The following is a 19,832-nucleotide window of genomic DNA, read 5'->3' on the forward strand; positions in this document are numbered from 1 at the left end:
AATTAAATTCCAAAAGCGGTTTTAATCTCCTCTACTTTGTCAAGTTTTTCCCAGGTAAAAAATTCAAGACCTTTCAATGTAAGTTCGTTTTTATGTCCTTTATTGAAAGTTTTATCAGCTATATAATGCTCTTTACCCATGTGTCCGTAAGAAGCCGTTTCCTGATAAATAGGGTTTCTTAATTTTAAGTTCTGTTCGATAGCATAAGGTCTTAAATCAAAAATAGCAGAAACTTTTTTCGCAATATCCCCATCATGAAGATCCACTTTTGCCGTTCCGTAAGTATTGATATATAAACCACAAGGTTCAGCTACCCCAATGGCGTAAGAAACCTGCACTAAAACTTCATCCGCTACTCCCGCAGCTACTAAATTTTTAGCAATATGTCTTGTTGCATATGCAGCACTTCTGTCAACTTTAGAAGGATCTTTTCCAGAGAAAGCACCACCACCGTGAGCACCTTTACCTCCGTATGTATCAACGATGATTTTTCTACCCGTAAGACCTGTATCTCCGTGAGGTCCTCCGATTACAAATTTCCCGGTAGGATTGATGTGATATTTGATCTGATCGTTAAATAAGGCTTTGATTTCTTCAGTTTGCTGTGCAACCACTCTTGGAACCAGAATATTTTTGATATCCTCACGGATTTTATTCAGCATTTCTTCTTCGCTTCCAAAGTCGTCATGTTGAGTAGAAACTACAATAGAATCAATTCTGATAGGCTTGTGATCATCAGAATACTCAATGGTTACCTGGCTTTTTGCATCCGGACGAAGATAAGTAATCTCCTTATTTTCTCTTCTGATAGCAGAAAGTTCTTTCAGAATCGTGTGGGCAAGATCCAATGCAAGAGGCATATAGTTAGCCGTCTCATTGGTAGCATACCCGAACATCATTCCCTGGTCTCCAGCTCCCTGTGCATTTGCTTTAGCTTCGAAAGACTCGTCATTTACCGCTCTGTCAACTCCCTGGTTGATATCAGGCGACTGTTCATGGATCGCAGAAATAACTCCGCAAGAATCTCCATTGAACATATACTCTCCTTTCGTGTACCCGATTCCGTTGATTACTTCTCTGGCAATAGTCTGTACATCAAGGTAAGCATCTGATTTTACTTCTCCTGCCAATACCACCTGTCCGGTCGTTACAAGAGTTTCACATGCTACTTTTGAATCTTTATCATATGCTAAGAAATGGTCGATTAAAGCATCGGAAATTTGATCGGCAATTTTATCCGGATGTCCTTCTGAAACTGATTCAGATGTAAATAAATAAGACATATAATTCTTTTGTTTTTAAAGATTTAAATAGTGTTTGCGAAAAATATGAATGAAATTGCCCAGAAAAAAGAATACTGTTTTAGCATTTTTTTATAGAGGTTGCAATCAGGTCAAATTTTTCCTCGTAATAAACGTCAGCAAATTTAAGTACTATTTTCCTAATACTCAAAAATTTTGTTTATTAATTATACTTTTATTTAAATTGATGATTTCTATCACTTTAAAGCATTTCCATTACTGAGGCTTAATGCTTACAAATTCTTTCGGACTTTCGTGATAATTCAGCTTAAGTTCTAAAGAAGTTTTGATAGAGTGTGATAATTCATCAATAATTTTTTGTTTAAAAGTGGGTTTATAATAAATAATACTGATTTCTCTATAAGGGAAAGGCTTTTTGAATCTGAAAACATTTTTCTTCTGCTCTTCAGAAAGCTGGCTCAGCGCCAATTCCGGCAGAATACTGATTCCTCCTACTTTATCTACCATGTGTACCAACGTCTGGATATTGGAAGCTAAGAAATCCAGATTTTTAGGCTTCAGGGTATTTTCTTTCAGGTGGCAGATATTTTCAAACTGATTTCTCAGACAGTTTCCTTCTTCAAGCAGCCATACTTTCTCTACATTCAGATCTTCCGGAATGATGTAGGAATTCTTTTTATTAGCTTCAGTATTGGAGCTGTAAATCATCAGCTCTTCATTGAAAAGGAAATCCTGATAGAACTCATCAGCAGTATCGTAAGGAGTGGAAATAATTCCCGCATCCAACTCTCCTGCTTTTAAAGCTTTAATAATATTATCAGTTGTCATTTCTTTTACATTCATCTGAATCTTCGGATTATCCTCCAGAAATTTGAAAATCTCCGTTGGCAGAATGAAAGAAGAAACGGTAGGAATGATTCCCAGATTGATGGTGCCTCCTAAAATATTATTCAAAAGGTTCGCTTTGTTCTTCAGCTCATTGACAGATTCGATAATTACCTTTGCCTGATCAATAATCTGAAGCCCTACATCCGTGGTACGAATCGGGTGAGTAGTTCTGTCGAAAACCTTTACATCCAGTTCATCTTCAAATTTCTGTATCATGGCACTTAACGTAGGTTGGGTAATAAAACACGCCTGAGCGGCCTTACCAAAATGTTTATACTTATCAACAGCGATAAGATACTCCAGTTGCTGAATGTTCATTTGATTAATATTATCTATTACAAAGATATAACGTTTTTGCTATTAGCAATTAAAAATTCAAGTAAATTTGATATTCACTACCTTTACATTTGGATTTAGAAAAAAGAAAAACATTTACAAATCATTAATAGATATGGATTCTAAAAAATTAACGTTAAGTAACGGATCACCTTATTATGAACATCAGGATTCACAGACGGTAGGACCAAGAGGACCGGTATTGCTGCAGGACTTTATTCTTCAGGAAAATCTTGCGCATTTCGTTAGGGAAAGAATTCCTGAAAGGATTGTGCATGCCAAAGGAAGCGGAGCGTACGGAACCTTCACCGTAACACATGACATCAGCCAGTACACGAAAGCAAAACTGTTTTCAAAAGTAGGGAACTCATGCAGAATGTTTGCAAGATTTTCTACAGTGGGAGGTGAAAAAGGAAGTGCAGATACTGCGAGAGACCCAAGAGGATTTGCCTTAAAATTTTACACTGAAGACGGGAACTGGGATCTTGTAGGAAACAATACTCCTGTATTCTTTATTAAGGATGCAAAAAAATTTCCGGATTTTATTCATACTCAGAAAAGAGTTCCGAAAACCAATTTAAAAAGCGCCACAATGATGTGGGATTTCTGGAGCTTAAACCCTGAATCACTTCATCAGGTTCTTATATTAATGTCAGACAGAGGAACTCCGTATGGCTACAGACATATGAATGGTTTCGGATCTCACACTTTCTCTATGATCAATGATAAAGATGAAAGAGTATGGGTGAAATTCCATTTTAAAACCAAGCAGGGAGTAAAAAACTTTACAGATGAAGAAGCGGTAAAAATGGCAGGAGAAAACCCGGACTTTGCACAGGAAGATCTTTGCAATGCTATTGAAAGCGGTAACTTCCCGAAATGGACATTATATATACAGGTAATGACGGAGGAACAGGCAAAAGACTTCAGATGGAATCCGTTTGATGTAACCAAAGTATGGTTTCATGATGACTTCCCTCTGATTGAGGTAGGAGAAATGGAACTGAATGAAATACCCATAAATTATTTTGCCCACGTGGAACAGTCTACTTTTTCACCAAGTAACTTAATTAACGGAATCAGTTTCTCACCGGACAAAATGCTTCAGGGAAGATTATTCTCATATCCTGACGCTCACCGTTACAGAGTAGGTGTCAATGCTCATCAGCTGGAAGTAAACAGATGTCCTTTTGCGGTGAACAATTACCAAAGAGATGGTTTTATGGCAGACTCAAGCCACTATCAGGATAAACCGAATTACCACCCGAACAGTTTTGATGACATCAAGCCGGATTCATCTTATAAAAACTACGAATATGAGCTAGACAGTGCTCATGTTGCCAGTTACAACAGAAATGACAACGACAGTGATCACTATACTCAACCGGGACTTTTATATTCAAAAGCAATGAATGCAGAGGAAAGAGATCATTTGATCAAAAATATTGTAGGCAGCATGAATGGTATAACCGGGCCGAAAAAAGACGAGATTATCAACCGGCAGCTATGTCACTTTTTCCGTGCTAACATTGAACTTGGCATGAAAGTGGCTTCTCAACTAAACGTCAATATTGATGCAAATATGATGAATCATTCCAAATAATCATTTTGAATGATAAATTAAAAAAAAGGAAAAAAAAATAATATTTTTTCCTTTTTTTTGTAAAAAATTCATAATTTGCAAAGGATGATATTTTAAAGTGGAAAAATGAGTTACGAGAACATATTATTAAAAAAAGAAGATAAATTATCTATTATTACCATAAATAGACCTGAGAGTTTAAATGCTTTGAATGCAAAAACAATTCAGGAAATCAGTACCGCGCTTGATGAGCTTAACGCTGACACTTCATGCAGAGTAATTATTCTTACCGGAAGTGGCGAAAAATCTTTTGTCGCGGGAGCTGATATCAAGGAATTCAGTGACTTCGGACAGGAAAAAGCTGAAGAACTTGCAAGAAACGGACAAAATACATTGTTCAACAAAATTGAAAACATGTCTAAACCTGTCATAGCAGCCGTAAATGGTTTTGCATTAGGAGGAGGTTTAGAGCTTGCCATGGCATGCCACATCAGATATGCATCAGAGAATGCCAAATTAGGACTTCCTGAAGTAACTCTTGGATTAATTCCGGGATATGGAGGAACCCAGAGGCTTCCAAAGCTTGTAGGAAAAGGTATTGCCAATGAAATGATCTTCTCTGCCAAAATGATCCCTGCTCAAAAAGCAAAAGAGATCGGACTGGTAAATGAAGTATACCCTATAGAAGAATTATTAACCAAAACAAAAGAATTAGCAAATACGATTGCCAACAACTCACCGATGGCAATATCCAAGGCTATCAACGCCGTGAATTTATCTGACACGGAGAAAGGTTTTGAAACTGAAATCAAATATTTCGGAGAACTTTTTGAAATGGAAGATAAGAAAGAAGGAGTTACCGCGTTTCTAGAGAAGAGAAAGCCTAACTTCTAAATCTTTCTAAAAGATTTTAATCCAAATTATTTCGAAAAAAAACAATGCTGCGGTATGAATAAGTTTGATAAAGCTTATCTAAAAATGGCTCAGGAATGGGCAAAACTCTCCTACTGTAAGAGAAAACAGGTGGGGGCTCTTATCGTAAAAGATAGGATGATTATTTCAGATGGTTACAACGGAACTCCTTCGGGATTCGAAAACTGCTGTGAAGATGAAGAAGGAAAAACACACTGGTACGTATTGCATGCGGAGGCCAACGCTATATTAAAGCTGGCTGGCTCTACCCAATCTGCAAAAGGAGCAACGTTATATTTAACGCTCTCTCCCTGTAAAGAATGCAGCAAACTGATTCTGCAGGCAGGGATTACGAGACTGGTGTATATTAATGAGTATTCGGATGACGATGGAATATCGTTTCTGAGAAACCATAACATTGAAATAGAACAAATATCGGACTGTGAACTAAAAAAATAAGCACAAATGACTTGGGATGAAAAGATCAAAGATTTTGAAATATTTCTTCGTTTCGAAAGAAATTTTTCAGAAAACACACTCGACGCCTACGTTCGGGACATTAAGAAACTAAAAGATTACGCAGAAGAGGATCTGGAAAACGTCGGTCCAGACTCCATCGGTTACGAAAACCTGCAGGAATACATTTTCAATCTTTCCAAACAGAAATTCAGTGAGAGATCACAGGCAAGGTGGATATCTTCCATTAAAGCTTTCTTTAAATTTCTGCTTGAAGATGAATATCGTGAAGACAATCCTGCGGCGTTACTTGAAGGCCCTAAACTGGGATTATATTTACCTGATACATTAAGCCTCACTGATATTAACAAAATTATTGCGGCTATTGAGGTGAATACAGATATCGGGAAAAGAAACCACTCCATTATAGAGGTACTATATGGGTGCGGACTTCGGGTTTCCGAACTTATAGATCTTAAGATCTCCAATATCAACTTTAAAGAGCAATACATCAAGGTACACGGAAAAGGAAACAAAACCCGTTTTGTCCCTTTAGCTGATTATACCGCAGATTTGCTTGAAAGTTATATCAAAGAGGTACGTTCTAAAGGCAAAATCAATAAAAAATATGAAGATACTCTGTTTTTGAACAGCCGTGGGACATCTATGTCCAGAGTAATCGTATTTCTTATTATTAAAGAACTTACAGATAAAGCAGGGGTTAATAAAAAAATATCACCACACACCTTCAGACATTCATTTGCGACCCATTTATTACAGAATGGAGCAGATTTACGTTATATTCAGGAGATGCTGGGGCATTCCAGTATTACAACAACGGAGATCTACACACACCTGAAAACAGAAGAATTAAGGGATGTTATTTTGAGTTATCACCCGAGAAATATTAATATTACTCAATGAAACTATTGAAATATTGCCCAAGCTGTGGCAAAGAGTCCTTACACTGGGATGGTGAAAAGAAATGGAGCTGTCCGGAATGCGGGTTTACTCTGTACAATAATGTGGCAGGTGCTGTAGCGGTTGTCATCAGATGTGGAGACGAAATTTATCTTACCAGAAGAAACAGAGATCCTAAAAAAGGGAAACTGGATCTTGCGGGAGGATTTGTCGACCCTAAAGAAAGTGCGGAAGAAACCTGTAAAAGAGAACTTTTTGAAGAACTTCAGCTTGATATCGATATTTCTAATCTGAAATACCTTACGAGCCTTCCCAACATCTATCAATTCAAAGAAATTGATTACAATACAATTGATCTCTTTTATGAATACAATGTTTCGGAAAAGTTTGAGGTAAGTCTTGAAATCTCCGAGATCTCGGAAGCGGTCTGGATTCCTTTATGGGATCTGGATCTCGAAGATATCGCTTTCGATTCTCAGAAGAGATTTTTCGAGAGCTATGTAAAGAAATAATTTTTGTAAAATATTCTCCCGTAGATTTTGCATGTTAAGCAGATTGTATAACACAATTATCTGCCTGATTTCCAAAATCTGCGGGAGTTTTTTTATGATAGAAACTAATACGTTTTAGTCTTCAGCATTTCTTCAAAATACTGAATCAGCAATGCTCTTTCTGCTTCTGAAAGATGAGCTTCCTTATGATAAACAATATAACCGGGCATCGGCATTGTTTTGGTCTGAATGGTCTGAATGGATTTAGTCAGCATATTCTCCTTCAAATCCTTATTATAATTTCCCCAGGTAGAAAAATTAAGATGTTCTCTGCCTTCATTCACATGGCTTTTTACGGACCATGAAATTGGTGCTATAAATGCATATTTCGGATAAACCGTTTCATTGGAGTGACAGTCATAACAGGCGTTTTTAAGCAGTGTTCTGATCTTTTCCGGTGATTTCCTTGTATCCACAAAGTTCACCTTCGTATCCACAGGCTGATTGGTTCTATCGATAGGAAAGAACTGAATCAGGGCAAATGCCACCAATGTCCAGAATACTATTTTCTTGGCGATCTTCATCAACTTACTTTACGGGCGTTAAAACAGCATTTTGAGATTTTAATTCTTTTTTAGCTTCTTGTTTCACTTCAGTCGGAGCTGGTGGTGTTTCCACTACAGGAGTTGCTACAGCGGGCGTAGTTCCTTTAGGATTATCAAGAGTTCTGGTATCCTTCAGATCCCAATCCTCCCTTGTTTCCCATAAACCTCTGACAATAACTTTCTTATAGAAAATATAGGCATCTTCAGCAAAAATATCATTGGCAAAATCGGCTTCATCCCAGTATTTATTCCCGTTATTATCCACCAGAATTCTCACGATATATTCTCCCGGTTTAAGGATATCAAATTTCACTTTATCTCCTTTTATGTACCTCTGATATGCAACCTTATCTGAAGAATCCAGCAGCTGAATCCAATAATTTGCCTCTGGTGCATTTGAAATGGAGAACTCAACACTTCCAAACTGGTCTATTTTGGCAACATTAAAATCGAAACGCTTAGATTGTGCATTTTTTGCATAGAAAGAAGATATCGTCTCTTTAGGTACAGTAAGCTCGTAACTTTTACCCATCTCAAAATCTGACTGAACCTGAATCTGGTATGGATTTGTTTCTGAAATTTTAGCAGTAAATGGTAAAGTTGTTAAACTATCTCCTTTAATCTTCAGTGTCCATTTTGAAGGATCTATTTTATCAACAATATAGTTGGAAGATATTTTAAAATCTGACTTCGGAGCTAGTGATTCACCCCCATTATCACTGTTGATATCCATTGCATTCTTTTTATTGTATCTGTAAAATAAAGATACACTGTAAGCACTGTCTTTTTTCGGACCTTTATTATGTGTGAAAATGAGTTTTTCATTGGCTTCCTGCCCTACATTATCTTTTACGGCATCAAACCAGATTCTCACAGAGTCTGATTTCGGATTATGGGTTATTTTTACATCCTTCAGTTTTTCATTCAAAGACTGAACTTTTACATCATCAGGATTTCCTTCGAATGTCATCAAAACTCCTCCTGCAATTTCTTTCATTTCCTGATATTTCACAGGTTTTTTGGAAGGATACACCTTTAAATTCAGTCCTGAAATAGATTTCTCAAAATTGATCGGATCTTTCTGGAATCCAACTTTCTCTTTTCCCGGATCATACATAGAGTTTCCATTCTCGTCTTCAAAAGCAATAATTTTATATTTTCCAGGGGTCAGATAGTTTAATTCGTAATATCCATCTTCATCTACCTTGGTGATGTAGTAAGGCTTTTTCTTGTAATCCATTGTATCTTTTACCTGATACAATCCTACCACAAGTTTATTTTCAGTTGATGTATTTCCTGTTTTCTTTTTAGTATCCAGTGCATCCCTTATTTCACCGCTGATATAAAGGTCATCCAGTTTATCTCCTGTAGAAAAAGCAAAATTGAAATACCTTAATATATTGGATTCATTATTATCAACAATTGAGTTTCCAAAATTGAAGTTATAGGTTGTATTAGCCTGAAGGGTATCTGACCATTGAATGAGAACAAATTTATTAGCAATATTGGAAGGAAGAATCCTAGTTATCCCTTTGATAGGAGGTGAAATAATCAGGTTCTTATTGATATCCTTCAATGTCACATATTCATCAAAATCCAGACGGAGTTCACGAATATCTCTTTTGACATTAATTCTTGTTGTATCAATGTTTGAGCTTAAAAACTTCGGTGCCAGGGTATCTTTAGGCCCACCAACAGGCGATCCTACTCTTGCACACGAATGTACAAGAAAACAGATAACGAATAATAAAAGAAACCTTTTCATGAAAATGTTTAGGCAAAAGTAAACATTATTCTCCAAAAACTTCCTGTCCGGAATTCAAAGTATCTTTATTGTCATGCATAACGGTGTGAAGCTTCTCCTTCTGCAAAGGGAAATCCTCAAATAATCCGGATAATGCAAGCGCTGTATATACTTTGTTTGAGTATTTATTTCCAATAGCTACAATGGTAACCTTAGATTTTAAAAGATGGGCAAATACAGAGTTGGTACCATGCCACCATCCGTTGTGATAAGTAAGCTTTTCACCGTTATCGAATATTTTCATTCTGAATCCCAATCCGTAATTATTCATTCCGGCTTTTTCATTACTATAAGGAGTGAATACCATCTGCATGAGTTCCGGCTTCAGGAAATTTTTAGAAAACATTGCTTTTGAGAAGTTGTACAGATCTCTCGGCGTGGTGTACACATTTTTATCTCCATAAATCAGATCAAGTCTGTCTAAAGGATACAGCTTGTTTCCTCCGTAATAAAAAGACTGTGATGCTGTAGGAATATCTTTTTCCTGGAAGATGTAAGTATTATTCATTTTCAACGGTGTGAAAACCATTTCTTTCATCGCCTGAGGAAAAGGAGTTTTGGTCACTTTCTCAATTAATAAGGCCAATAAAGCAAAGTTCGTATTGCAATACATAAATCCAGTATCCGTATCTCTTGCCAGATCTGGTTTATACTTGATGATCATATTCAATACATCCTCATTCGTAATAAATGGCTTGGAAAGTTCTGCCGGAGCAGGTTGTATCCTGGTAATAAAATATTCATATTTTGGAAGACCGCTTCTTTGATCCAATAAAGTCTGAACGGTAACATTCGGATAGGGAAACCCAGGAAAAAACTGAGTAAGGTGATCAGTCAGTTTTATTTTCCCGGCTTCTATCAGCTTCATCATGGCCATTGCCGTTAAGGTCTTCGAAACTGAAGCAACATGTAAAGGTGTATTTTTATCGATAGGCATCTGGTTTCCTTCTCTTCCGAAACCTCTGTAATTTTCATACAGGATTTCATCACCCTTCGCAACAAGAATTCCACCGCTAAGATCTCCTGCTTCCCATATTTTTTTGTAATACTGATCTATATAGCTAACGGTAGTTTGTCTGTTCAGGAGCTGCCCATCTCCTTTTGTGAAAATATCACCCAGATCTACATTTCCATAGTTGGGCAGGTTGGTTGTATTTTCTGTTGAAACTTCTTTAGCTTCAGCCTTTTTTTTACATGAAAATATCGATAAAAGAACAGTTAAGATAAGTACAAAATTACGCGTCGTCATGAGATTCAAAAATGAGCGGCAATTTAATAAAACTCAAAATAAATAATAAATATGAGGTGGATATTATGAATAATTTAACATAAATGAGTGGAAAGAACAAAAATATGAAAAGCAAATTCACACTTGTATAATTCTTCTTTTCACTCTTTCATAACTTCTTAATCCAGTCTTAGCAATAAGATGCTACAATTTTATCTACAATAAACTGAGCCAATTTTTCTTTACTCTGATGCGTCCAACCAGCAATATGGGGCGTGACAATCGCTTTTTCTGATTCCAGAAGATATTTTAAATCTTCATTTTCTGATTCAATGTTCTCGAAAGAAGACTTTTCATATTCCAAAACATCCAGACAAGCGCCTTTCACCTTTCCTGATTTCAATCCCTCTACTAAACTTTTAGTTTCAACATTCTTACCTCTCGCTGTATTCACAAAATAGAAATCATTTTTCATTTCCGCAATGAATGTTTCATCAATAAGATAATGGGTTTCTGAAGTTAAAGGAATATGCAGGCTTAGAACCTCAGCAGATTGTTTTAATTCCTGCAATGAAACCTGTGTTGCATATTCATCTGAAAGACCAGGAAGTATATCATGGAAAATCACGTTACATCCGAATCCTGAAAGTCTTTTCGCGGTAGCTTTTCCCATATTTCCATATCCGATAAGCCCTACTGTTTTTCCCAACAATTCATCTCCTCTGTTTTCTTCACGCTTCCAGATCCCGTTTTTCACTTCCTGAGAAGCAATAAAAAGTCTGTTCATGATCACCAGCAGCATTCCCACAACGTGTTCTGCCACAGAATCTCTGTTTCCCTCCGGGGAATTGATCAGCTGAATTCCCAGTTTTTCGGCAACAGGAATGTCAATATTTTCCATTCCGGCACCTACTCTTGCGATGAACTTCAGGTTTTTACCTTTTTCGAGAAAATTCTGGTCTAATGGAATACGGCTTCTGATGATAATTCCATCATAATTTTCAATTTTCTCACAAACCTCATCATAAGCTGACGTGAAATCCTCTTCCAATATAAAGTTCTTAGCAAGCAGCTGATCAGTGATAAGAGGATGATTTTTATCTAAAAGAAGTATTTTCATTTTTTAATGTAGTGATTTTAGAGATAGGAAACGATTCCTAAATGATTACTATTTTTTTACCGCAAAGTTCGCAAATTTTAAAAAAAACAAATGCTTTTAAGCTCGCAAAGTCGTTAGCACTCAGCAAAGTTTAAAAGCATTTTATTGATAAAGTATATAAGTCTACTTTTTATCTTTCTTAGACTCCTGTGGCTCCTGGAATAGTTTTTTAAGCTCTACAGATTCCAATGGTTTCATTCTTCCGGAAAGGATTAATGAAAGTTCTTTTCTACGGAATGCTGCTGCAAATCTTTCTTTTTCTTCCTCTGTTTCAGGAATCATTTCCGGAATAGGAATCGGACGGTTGAATTCATCCACCGCAACGAAAGTATAAATCCCAGCATTCGTATGAATCTTCTTCTGATTAATCGGGTCATCCAACCATACATCTACGTACACTTCCATGGAAGTAGAGAATGCTCTGGAAACTTTGGATTCCAATACCACGACTCCTCCTTCCGGAATCGGATGGTTGAAAGATACATGGTTTACAGAAGCTGTTACTACTCTTCTCTCACAGTGTCTTGCTGCAGAAATAGACGCACAACGGTCCATTTTTGCCAGAAGTTCACCACCGAAAAGGTTTCTTAAAGAGTTGGTTTCGTTCGGAAGAACGATATTGGTCATAATAGTCAGAGATTCTGACGCTTTTTTTATTTTTGCCATCTAGTCTTAGTGTTGTTTGGAACGGCCGGAGCAGGTTTCATTTCTTTTCCGACAGGTTTTACTAATGAATCTTTTTTCAAGGAATCTGAAACGGAGGTTTCCGGGGTATGTACCATCACTTTCACAGTATCTTTTACAATTCTGTGGGTAGAAGTCTGTACAGAAACATTATTGAAAGATTTTTTACCAAAGAGAAGTTCCTGCTGGGTAAACGCCAGGTATACAATTCCAAGAACAGGAATAATCAGAAGGAAAATCCAAAGAATTGTTTTTTTGAATTTAAAATCTTTTTCACGATTCACCGGGGTCTTCACTTTTTCTCCGTTATTGATATCTGAAAATCTGATTTCTTCCAATCCATAAAAGTCCGGACGTCCGGATTCTATTCTTTTTCCCTTGAAATGAGTGTGTCCTTCTTCAATAAAGACGGTTCCAAGGTTTTGAATTTCAAGAACCTGTTCGGCCTGAAGTCTTTTCTTCCAAAAATCAGTCTGAATTTTAAGATCGCTTCTTGAAGCTTCCAGAGACATCTGTTTTTGTTCTGCTATAAAAGCAGTAAGGTCTTCAGTCCTTACTTCATAATCTATTGCAAATTCAATCTGACTGGCCGGAGGTAAGATACTTCCGTTTTCAGAATTGATAATTGCCTTAGAATTTTTCAGTGAAAACACCCCAAAGCCTGGAACTGTGGCAGTTCCAAATTGTTTTAAGTATTCTAAAATATATGCTGAAATATTCATTTGGCAGCAAATTTATAACTTTTTCGGGACTTTTTGTAATATTTAACGGATATAAAAAAGACTGCCGGAGCAGTCTTTTAATTATTCTGTATTAAAACAGATATACCGTTGTTCAAACTGCTTTTTTTAAGCTTAAAAAGATCAAATCTGCTAAAAAGCAAAAAAGATATATTGGTCAATTATTGAATTTTCCAGCTCACACCAAACATAAAATTGGTTCCTGCCTGCGAAAAATAGTAAGGCTGTCCTTCATAAACAGAACCATTGTTGACGTATTTTTTGTTGAACAGGTTATTCACCAGTAGCTTTAATGCAATTTCGTTGTTAGCAATTTTAAATTGGTACTGCGCATTGAAATCTGTCAGGAAATAATCTTTAAGCTGCAGATTGGCATCCTCTGTGTTATCCAGATATTGTTTTCCAACATACTGATTCATTAAAGCAAACTGGAAATTTTTGGCAGGATTGAATCTCAGGCTTAGATTGGCAATTACATTCGGAGAAAATGAAATCTGGGTATTTCCAAGACTTTTAGGCACATCACCATTCTGAATATTAAAATCCTGATTTCTGTTCTGGCTTAATGTCACATTACCGGAAACTTCCCATTGTTTGGATAGTTTTGCCAAAGCCCCTATCTCAATCCCTCTTCTGTAGCTCTTCCCTGAGTTGGTTCTGATAAATGCTCCTACGTTATTCAATTCTCCATTCAAAACCAATTGATTCACATAATACATATAATAAACATTCGCTGTCAACGAAACAATTCCGAACTGTTTTTCAAAACCGGCTTCAATGTCATGAAGTTTTTCAGCTTTCACATCATTATTGGCCATCAGATCATCTCTGTTAGGTTCACGGTGAGCATGAGCGTATGAAAGAAATATTTTACCACCGTCAATTCTGTAATTCATACCGGCTTTTGGATTAAAGAACAGCCAGTTTTTACTTAAATCTGCTCCTTCATCATCACCAGCCATCAGAATTTTTGTATTGTAGTTTATTTTTCTAAGCTGCAAATCACCAAAGAATTCAAAATTATCCACTCTTAATAAAGCTTTTGCAAAACCCGACACTTCATTCTTTATTGAACGGTTTCTGTAATATTCGCTTTCGGCAATCTGTGGAAAAAACACACCGGTAACATTTCCATAGTGTCTTCCGTAATATTGATTCACAACAGCACCAAAGTTCAGATCCAGATTTTCAAATTTTCCGTACAATGTAGAAACCATTCCGTAGAAATCGTTATTCAGCCATTTTTTTCTGATAAAATCGGAATATTTTATGGTTTGTCCCCCTTCTGTTATATTGGGAAGGTTATATCTTGAAAAAGGATCTCCCTGCTTGTAGTTTTCATAATATCCTTTTCCTTTTGTATAGTGGAACGTGGTTTCCAGATTCCAGCGGTCACTGAATTTCTGTTCCCAAAGCAACTGATAATGATTCTGTCTGTAGTTATCCGTTTCATTATCATAGAAACTTACAATATTCTCCCAATTGGCATCATAGATCGCTCCGGAAATATTGAATTTCGGATCGGTTTCCCAGGTTTTACGGTCAATACCGTTCCATGCCTGATAGGTTTTCTCTTTTCCGCCAAAAGCCATTAAACGCAGCTTCGTATTTCCTTCTTCAAATAAAGCAGTGAAATTATAAGAATGTAAATTGGATGAAGCTCTGTCTATATAACCATCAGAGTGAATATGGGTATATCTTCCCATTACGGAAAGACGGTTTTTCCAGAACTTCCCCGAGCCTATTTCAGCTGAATATTTATAGGTATTAAATGATCCGTAGCTGTCGTCTGTTTTAAAATAAAACTTCTCTTCCGGATCTTTAGAAAGTACATTAATACTGGCTCCGAAGGCAGAAACCCCGTTATTGGAAGTTCCTACTCCTCTTTGGATAACAATCTGTGATGCAGAGCTTGTTAAATCCGGAACGTTGACAAAAAAGGTTCCCTGGCTTTCAGAATCGTTGTATGGAACACCATTCATCATAACATTGATGGCACTTCCCGAAACACCACGGATTCTGAAACCGGTATATCCTACTCCATTTCCGGCATCAGAAGTAGAAATAATGGAGGTTTGGTTTTTCAAAAGAATAGGAAGATCCTGTCCCAGATTTTTACTGTCCAGATCTTTCTGTACATTAATAATCTCCTTTGCAACCGGCAGTCTTTTAGTAAAGCTGACGGCTTCAATTTCCCTGACCTTTAATGAATCTTTATTCTGAGCCTGTATAAAAGCTGCAGCTCCTACCGTAAGCCCTAAAAAAAATAATCCTTTCATTCTATAAATCTTTAACATTTAATGAATAAAAGGGGTGATTATGAGATAATTGATAAATAGCAAATGATAATGAATGTTTATCGATCATTTATCGCTAATCATCTATCAATTATTTAAATGGTTCCCTAAACAGCATTACCTGTTCCAGGTTCATTGGGTATAATCTCAGCTTGTTAAAGCACCCCTTTATTTCAGCCGCAAAATTACAAAAAATATATGAATTGGAATTCGGGTTTCGAGGTACAGGATATTGGGTTACGAGATGCAAGATTCGGGGTGTTAGGTTACGAAGGGCATGGATGGTTACAGGAGGAAAGACACTATGGAAAATAGGAGTTATCAAATGAATCATTCATCATTCATCATTCATCATTCATCATTCATCATTCATCATTCATCATTAATAATTATTTAGTAAGTTTTATTGTTAGCGTCGATATAGTAGTAATTCGAGCCGTCTTTTGTCACTTCAAACATCTTCCCGAGTTTCCAGCTGAAATTTCGTTTAATATTGGAATATTCAAACGGAATGATAATCCTGTTATTAACATCAATGATTCCGAATTTATCATTATTGGAAGCTACAATCATTGGATTAGCGACATCATCACCTTCAAGAATGAACAGATACTGATATTGAGGATAGATCTGAAATTGTCTGTAATCTGCTGCATTTACAAATTTTGATTTTTCAATGATTCCGTAAAAACCATTGAGGATGTAAGCCTGAAATAGCTGTTGTTTATATTCTTCGAATTTACATTTTCCAAAATCGGTTTCTTTGAACTGATATACTCTCTTCCCAGACTGATCTATACGGTAAGAAATCATATTTTTCTCTACCGTGGCATAGTCTTTTGTTCCAAATTTTCTCACTTTTTCATTAGGTGAATTCAGAAGATTGCAGTCTTCATAAAAAAATACGGCAATATGATATTCCGGCTGAATAATAAATTTCCCGTTCTGATTGACATACCCGAACTGATCTCCTTTCTTCTTGGGAATCAAAACAGGAAGTTCTTTATTAATCACTACAAGATCAGCATTAGGTTTGCTGGCTGAAAGTGTTTTTTTAATGGTAGTTTTCGTTCCTTTTTTCGCGGGATCTTTCTTCACAGATTGGGTCTGTGAGAAAACGAAAATCGAAATGAAAACACATAAAACATTCAGGATATTTTTCATATTCTCCATTTGGGTACAAAAATACGACCAAAAATAGATATTATAAAAATCATATTTATAAACAATCTAAATAATTTAATTCTTATAAAATTGTAAAATTTCGTAATTTTGGAAACATTTTGAATTGTTTGATAATTTTAAAAAACTTTTGAAAAAGTGTAGATTATGCTGACTTTATTCGGTTAATGTTGCATCAAAATGCGAGAACTCAAAATGTCATTAATTGTATTTATACACACCGGTAAAGAAAAAGCATGCCTGCCTTTAATTTTGAAAGACCTTCTATTATGAGTATTTATAAGGATTACATCAAAGAGATTGAAGAAAGAAAAACCCAGGGGCTTCATCCAAAGCCAATTGATAGTGCTGAATTACTAAGCGAAATCATTACGCAAATTAAAGATTCAGGTAATGCTGACCGGACAGATTCTCTTCAATTTTTCATTTATAACACGCTACCCGGAACAACAAGTGCAGCGGGAGTAAAAGCCAAATTTTTAAAAGAAATTATTCTGGGTGAATCCGTAGTAGAAGAAATTCCCCCGGCTTTCGCCTTTGAACTATTGTCTCATATGAAAGGCGGACCTTCTATTGAGGTGCTGCTGGACCTTGCTTTAGGTAGTGATGCAGCTATTGCTCAAGAAGCTGCCAATGTTCTTAAAACTCAGGTTTTCCTTTATGAAGCAGATACTAACCGTCTGAAAGAAGCATTCAACAGCGGTAACGAAATTGCAAAAGAAATCATTGAAAGCTACGCTAAAGCTGAATTCTTCACTAAACTTCCTGAAGTGGCTGAAGAAATCAAAGTAGTTACCTATATCGCTGGTGAAGGAGACATCTCTACAGATTTACTTTCTCCGGGTAACCAGGCTCACTCAAGATCAGACCGCGAACTTCACGGTAAATGTATGATCACTCCTGAGGCTCAGGAAGAGATCAAAGCTTTACAGGCAAAACATCCTGATGCAAGCGTTATGCTTATCGCAGAAAAAGGAACAATGGGAGTAGGCTCATCAAGAATGTCCGGAGTAAACAACGTTGCACTTTGGACAGGAAAGCAGGCTAGTCCATATGTGCCATTCGTAAACATTGCTCCCATTGTAGGAGGAACAAACGGTATTTCTCCAATCTTCCTTACTACAGTAGACGTTACCGGAGGTATTGGTATCGACCTTAAAAACTGGGTAAAGAAAGTTGACGAAAACGGAAATCCAATTCGTAATGAAAATGGTGATATCGTTCTTGAAGAAGCATATTCAGTAGCAACAGGAACTGTTTTAACGATTAATACAAAAGAAAAGAAATTATATAACGGCGATCAAGAATTGATCGACCTTAGCAAATCTTTCACTCCGCAAAAGATGGAATTCATCAAAGCGGGAGGATCTTACGCGATTGTATTTGGTAAGAAACTGCAGACATTTGCCGCTCAGCTTTTAGGAATTGAGACGCCAGCAGTTTTTGCTCCTTCAAAAGAAATTTCTCATGAAGGACAGGGGCTTACCGCTGTAGAAAAGATTTTCAACAGAAATGCTGTAGGAACTACACCAGGAAAAGTTCTGCACGCCGGATCAGACGTTCGTGTAAAAGTTAATATCGTAGGTTCACAGGATACCACAGGTCTTATGACTGCCCAGGAGCTTGAATCTATGGCTGCAACTGTAATCTCCCCTACTGTAGACGGAGCTTACCAGTCAGGATGTCACACGGCTTCAGTTTGGGATAAAAAAGCTCAGGCTAACATTCCTAAGCTAATGAAGTTCATGAACGAGTTCGGTCTGATTACAGCCCGTGACCCGAAAGGTGAATACCACGCCATGACTGACGTTATCCACAAAGTTCTTAATGACATCACTGTAGACGAGTGGGCCATCATCATTGGTGGTGACTCTCACACAAGAATGTCCAAAGGAGTAGCTTTCGGAGCTGACTCAGGAACTGTGGCTCTTGCTTTGGCTACAGGCGAAGCATCAATGCCAATTCCGGAATCTGTAAAAGTAACCTTCAAAGGAAACATGAAAGAACACATGGATTTCCGTGATGTGGTTCATGCAACACAGGCTCAGATGTTGAAGCAGTTTGGAGGAGAAAACGTATTCCAGGGTAGAATCATTGAGGTTCACATCGGAACACTTCCTGCTGACCAGGCATTTACCTTTACAGACTGGACTGCCGAAATGAAAGCAAAAGCTTCTATCAACATTTCTGAAGATAATACACTGATCGAATCACTGGAAATTGCAAAAGGCAGAATTCAGATCATGATCGATAAGGGTATGGATAACCACAATAAAGTTCTTCAGGGATTAATTGACAAAGCAAATAAGAGAATTGAAGAGATAAGATCAGGGGAAAAACCTGCTTTAACTCCGGATTCAAACGCTAAATATTACGCTGAAGTAGTTGTAGATCTCGATGTAATTGTAGAACCTATGATTGCTGACCCGGATGTAAACAACGACGACGTGTCTAAGAGATATACTCACGATACCATCAGAGATCTTTCTTACTATGGTGGTGAGAAAAAAGTAGACCTTGGTTTCGTAGGATCCTGTATGGTCCACAAAGGAGACCTTAAGATTGTTTCTCAGATGCTTAGAAACATTGAAAAGCAACAAGGCAAGGTAGAATTCAGCGCTCCTCTTGTAGTAGCAGCCCCTACTTACAACATCATTGATGAGTTAAAGGCAGAAGGAGACTGGGAATTATTAGAAAAATATTCAGCTTTTGAATTTGATGATAACGCTCCAAAAGGAGAAGCTCGTGTTGAATACAAAAACGTAATGTACCTTGAGCGTCCCGGATGTAACCTTTGTATGGGTAACCAGGAAAAAGCAGCTAAAGGAGATACTGTTTTAGCAACATCTACCCGTCTTTTCCAGGGAAGAGTAGTGGAAGATTCTGAACGTAAAAAAGGAGAATCTCTGCTTGCTTCAACTCCGGTTGTTGTTCTTTCTGCGATTATCGGAAGAATTCCTAGCATTGATGAGTACAAAGCTGCAGTAGAAGGAATCGACCTTACTACTTTTGTTCCTTCTATTAAAGAATTGACAAGTACAAGTGCTCACTAAAAGATATTGATAAATACGTCGCAAGACTATTAAAAACTATACAACTGGAAGATTTTGGTCCTTAAGGATTTAAAATCTTCCAGTTTTTTGTTTAGAACGTTTCTATTTTAAGATAGTTACGTTTTTTTTTCGATAAAATCCGGAAAATAAATTCAATTTTTTCTTAAATTGAAAGTTATAAAATCTATTGATTTTGAAGCCTGAAAAACTCCTTTTTATAGATTATAGGAAC

General features: G+C 36.8%; 16 protein-coding genes. 6 read left to right on the forward strand and 10 right to left on the reverse strand.

Annotation, left to right across the window (positions count from 1 at the left end; all coding sequences use genetic code 11):
• Positions 1-2 precede the first annotated feature (2 nt).
• Positions 3-1,283, reverse strand: coding sequence for a methionine adenosyltransferase (gene metK, locus EK417_RS02940; RefSeq protein ID WP_076595454.1), 1,281 nt, complete (start codon positions 1,281-1,283; stop codon positions 3-5).
• A gap of 234 nt (positions 1,284-1,517) precedes the next feature.
• Positions 1,518-2,468 carry a LysR substrate-binding domain-containing protein gene (locus EK417_RS02945; RefSeq protein ID WP_047428937.1) on the reverse strand — a complete coding sequence of 317 codons (951 nt, stop codon included), beginning with the start codon at positions 2,466-2,468 and terminating at the stop codon, positions 1,518-1,520.
• Between the two features lie 133 nt (positions 2,469-2,601).
• On the opposite strand from EK417_RS02945, the gene EK417_RS02950 reads away from it, so the two are divergent.
• The 5 genes from EK417_RS02950 (at position 2,602) to EK417_RS02970 (ending at position 6,869) form a co-directional block, all read left to right on the forward strand.
• Entirely contained in the window at positions 2,602-4,089 is a 1,488-nt protein-coding gene (locus tag EK417_RS02950) for a catalase (RefSeq protein ID WP_136521290.1), read from the forward strand.
• A 105-nt stretch (positions 4,090-4,194) separates the two neighbouring features.
• Positions 4,195-4,962, forward strand: a complete 768-nt coding sequence (locus tag EK417_RS02955) for an enoyl-CoA hydratase/isomerase family protein (RefSeq protein ID WP_076595452.1) — start codon at positions 4,195-4,197, stop codon at positions 4,960-4,962.
• Between the two features lie 54 nt (positions 4,963-5,016).
• Positions 5,017-5,439, forward strand: a complete 423-nt coding sequence (locus tag EK417_RS02960; RefSeq protein WP_076595451.1) for a deoxycytidylate deaminase — start codon at positions 5,017-5,019, stop codon at positions 5,437-5,439.
• Positions 5,440-5,445: 6 nt separating this feature from the next.
• Positions 5,446-6,360: a site-specific tyrosine recombinase XerD gene (xerD, locus tag EK417_RS02965; protein ID WP_076595450.1), complete on the forward strand. Its 915-nt coding sequence runs from the start codon at positions 5,446-5,448 to the stop codon at positions 6,358-6,360.
• Positions 6,357-6,869, forward strand: a complete 513-nt coding sequence (locus EK417_RS02970; protein ID WP_136521291.1) for an NUDIX hydrolase — start codon at positions 6,357-6,359, stop codon at positions 6,867-6,869. The genes xerD and EK417_RS02970 overlap by 4 nt, the downstream gene beginning before the upstream one ends.
• 104 nt (positions 6,870-6,973) lie before the next feature.
• Here the strand turns inward: EK417_RS02970 and EK417_RS02975 are convergent, their stop codons facing one another.
• The 8 genes from EK417_RS02975 to EK417_RS03010 form a co-directional block, all read right to left on the reverse strand.
• A complete protein-coding gene (locus EK417_RS02975; protein ID WP_076595448.1) occupies positions 6,974-7,432 on the reverse strand; it encodes a heme-binding domain-containing protein in 459 nt (152 codons plus the stop codon).
• Positions 7,433-7,436: 4 nt separating this feature from the next.
• Entirely contained in the window at positions 7,437-9,218 is a 1,782-nt protein-coding gene (locus tag EK417_RS02980; protein WP_076595447.1) for an Ig-like domain-containing domain, read from the reverse strand.
• Between the two features lie 25 nt (positions 9,219-9,243).
• Positions 9,244-10,506 (reverse strand): serine hydrolase domain-containing protein, encoded by a 1,263-nt coding sequence (locus tag EK417_RS02985; protein WP_076595446.1) that lies wholly within the window; start codon positions 10,504-10,506, stop codon positions 9,244-9,246.
• A gap of 169 nt (positions 10,507-10,675) precedes the next feature.
• Positions 10,676-11,605 (reverse strand): 2-hydroxyacid dehydrogenase, encoded by a 930-nt coding sequence (locus tag EK417_RS02990; protein WP_076595445.1) that lies wholly within the window; start codon positions 11,603-11,605, stop codon positions 10,676-10,678.
• A gap of 162 nt (positions 11,606-11,767) precedes the next feature.
• On the reverse strand, positions 11,768-12,310 hold the full coding sequence (locus EK417_RS02995) for an acyl-CoA thioesterase (RefSeq protein ID WP_034692538.1): 543 nt from the start codon (positions 12,308-12,310) through the stop codon (positions 11,768-11,770).
• Entirely contained in the window at positions 12,298-13,050 is a 753-nt protein-coding gene (locus EK417_RS03000; protein WP_136521292.1) for a hypothetical protein, read from the reverse strand. The genes EK417_RS02995 and EK417_RS03000 overlap by 13 nt, the downstream gene beginning before the upstream one ends.
• Positions 13,051-13,229: 179 nt before the next feature.
• A complete protein-coding gene (locus EK417_RS03005) occupies positions 13,230-15,347 on the reverse strand; it encodes a TonB-dependent receptor (protein WP_076595443.1) in 2,118 nt (705 codons plus the stop codon).
• Positions 15,348-15,758: 411 nt separating this feature from the next.
• A complete protein-coding gene (locus EK417_RS03010) occupies positions 15,759-16,529 on the reverse strand; it encodes a WG repeat-containing protein (RefSeq protein WP_228457880.1) in 771 nt (256 codons plus the stop codon).
• Between the two features lie 287 nt (positions 16,530-16,816).
• Between EK417_RS03010 and EK417_RS03015 the strand changes: the two genes are divergently transcribed.
• Positions 16,817-19,600 carry a bifunctional aconitate hydratase 2/2-methylisocitrate dehydratase gene (locus tag EK417_RS03015; protein ID WP_110367666.1) on the forward strand — a complete coding sequence of 928 codons (2,784 nt, stop codon included), beginning with the start codon at positions 16,817-16,819 and terminating at the stop codon, positions 19,598-19,600.
• Positions 19,601-19,832: the final 232 nt, after the last annotated feature.

The sequence above is a fragment of the Chryseobacterium candidae genome (assembly GCF_004916905.1).
Classification (GTDB): domain Bacteria; phylum Bacteroidota; class Bacteroidia; order Flavobacteriales; family Weeksellaceae; genus Chryseobacterium; species Chryseobacterium candidae.